This window comes from Streptomyces sp. ID05-39B (assembly GCF_033794725.1).
In the GTDB taxonomy this organism is placed as follows: domain Bacteria; phylum Actinomycetota; class Actinomycetes; order Streptomycetales; family Streptomycetaceae; genus Streptomyces; species Streptomyces bobili.
The window spans coordinates 1-2,170 of record NZ_JARGEF010000475.1 but is presented as its reverse complement, the minus strand read 5'-3'; the positions used below and the strand labels follow the sequence as shown (position 1 = coordinate 2,170).

General features: G+C 75.2%; 2 protein-coding genes. One reads left to right on the top strand and one right to left on the bottom strand.

Annotation, left to right across the window (positions count from 1 at the left end):
* Nucleotides 1-1,015: CPBP family intramembrane glutamic endopeptidase (locus P1P75_RS41245; protein ID WP_319265112.1), on the bottom strand; the 1,015-nt coding region annotated here is incomplete at its 3' end.
* A 138-nt stretch (nt 1,016-1,153) separates the two neighbouring features.
* Between P1P75_RS41245 and P1P75_RS41240 the strand changes: the two genes are divergently transcribed.
* Nucleotides 1,154-2,170, top strand: a 1,017-nt coding sequence (locus P1P75_RS41240; RefSeq protein WP_319265109.1) for a histidine kinase, incomplete at its 3' end; no start/stop codon positions are given.

Genomic DNA, 2,170 nt, shown 5'->3' with positions numbered 1-2,170 from the left:
GGACGGGGAAGCCGGGGACCGGGGCGTGGGCGTATCCGGCCGGGACGGGCGCAAGCGTGGCCGGGGCGGTGCGGGCGGGCCGGTGGCGGCGGGCCAGCCACAGGACGGCGGCGGCGTAGAGGGCGACTCCGGCCAGGTCGAGCAGGACGAGGTCCCAGGGCGCGTCGGCTGCGGTGTCGTCGCTCGCCAGCCCGTCGACGACGGAGGCCGCCGCGGTGAAGGCGAGGAGGTTGTTGACGACGTGCAGACCGATGGCCGCCTCCAGTCCGCCGGTACGCACGGTCAGCCAGCCGGCGACGGCCCCGAACACCACCAGGTCGGCGAAGCCCCAGGGGGTGCCCCAGCCGTGGGCGGCGGCGAACAGCACCGCCTGGGGCGTGATCGCGATCCAGGGTGAGCGCAGGAAGGCGCCGACCGCCTGGGTGAGCCAGCCGCGGAAGACGTACTCCTCGGCCGCCGCCTGGAGGGGCACCAGCAGGACCAGCATGGCCAGGGCCGGCCCGAAGACCCCCCAGCCCGCCCACTGTTGCGAGGGCTCGTCCTGCGCGGGCAGCAGGAGCATCGCCCCGGTGGTCGCGGCGAGGATCGGCACCGCAGCGAGCAGGCACAGGCCGAGCCACCGCCATCTCAGTCCGCCCGTGACGGAGGAGACCGTGCCGGCCGGGCGGCGGCCGATCCAGCGGACCGCGAGCAGCACGAGGGGGATCGCGACGGCGAGCATCGTCAGGTCGACGGCGGTGCTCGTCACCGGCCCGAGCTCCACGGTGCCGTCCGGGCCCCGGCGGTAACCGCGGGCCGCTCCCACCGCGTCGACGAGGCCGTAGAGCAGCCCGACCGTCACCGTGTACGCCACCGCCACGAACAGCGTGCCCAGTACGGGACGCCACCATCGGTGACGTCCGCGGATCCGGGCCAGCCGGTGGTGGGCGAGCGGTTTTGCCAGGTGAGCCGGCGGCGGGACGGGAAGGGGTCCGGGGAGGTACGGCGAGGGCGCGGCGGCGGACAGGTTCGTCATGACGGCAAGCCTCGCCGATCACCCGTGTCCCGGGCATCGGTCCGGCGCAGGAAGAGCACCTCCATCGCTGGGTAGAGGGCGACTTCGTGCCGGGGCCGGGTGCGGCGCGGTCCTGGCGCGTCCTACGCTCGCTGCGACATGGAGACGATACGCAACTGGCTGCTCCCCGCCCTGCTCGCGGCCGGACAGATCATCTGGCTGTGGACCGGCGCGGAAATGGCCGGCGAGGAGGTGCCGGGCTCGGCTCGGCTCGCCGCCGTCCTGCTCGCCCTGGCCGTGGAGACCGTCGCGCTGGGTCGTCGGCGCCAGGCGCCGGTCCGGGTTCTGGCCTGGACGCTGGGCACGCTCGTGTTCGGCCAAGTGGCGGGATACGAGAACTACTTCGGGCTCGGCACGCTGGTCTCGCTGTACTCGGTGGCCGCCCGCCGGCCCGTGCCCGTGACCCTTCGCGCGGTCGCCGCGGTCGTCGGCGTCGAGTGGCTGATGTCCCTCGTCCGCCTCGGGCTGCGGCCGACGCTGGCCACCGAATGGGCGCTCGGAGCGCTGGTGTACGTGGCGTGCGCGGGGCTCGGCGAGGTCCGCCGCCAATGGGTCAGGGGGCGGATGGCCGCGGCCCGTCGGCTGGCCGGCGCGGAGGAGACGCGGCGGCGCGCGGCGGAGACCGAACGGCGGCGCCTGGCCCGCGAGTTGCACGACGTGAGCGCCCACCATCTGACCTCCGTCGTCATCACCGCCGACGCCGCGGGCCGACTGGGCGACACCAGACCGGAGTTGACGGCGCAGGCGCTGGCGTTCGCGGAACGCACCGGCGTCGAGACCCTGACCACGCTGCGGCGGCTCGTCGGACTGATGCGGGACACCGACGGCGCGGACGCCCGTCCGATGACCGCGCGCATCGAGGAGCTTCTCGCCGGTTTCGGACGGCTGGGCCCGCCGATCGAGGCGGATCTCCCCGACGACCTGGCCGGCCCGGCCGCCGAGGCCGTCCACGGGATCGTCCGTGAGGCGCTCACCAACGCCCTTCGGTACGCGCCGGGCTGCGCCGCCCACGTCGAAGTCCGGCGCGCGGACGGCGTCCTGGAACTGACCGTGGACAACGCCCCGCCGCGCGGCACCGTGACGTCCGGGGCGGGCGGTCTCGGATCGGGTCGGGGG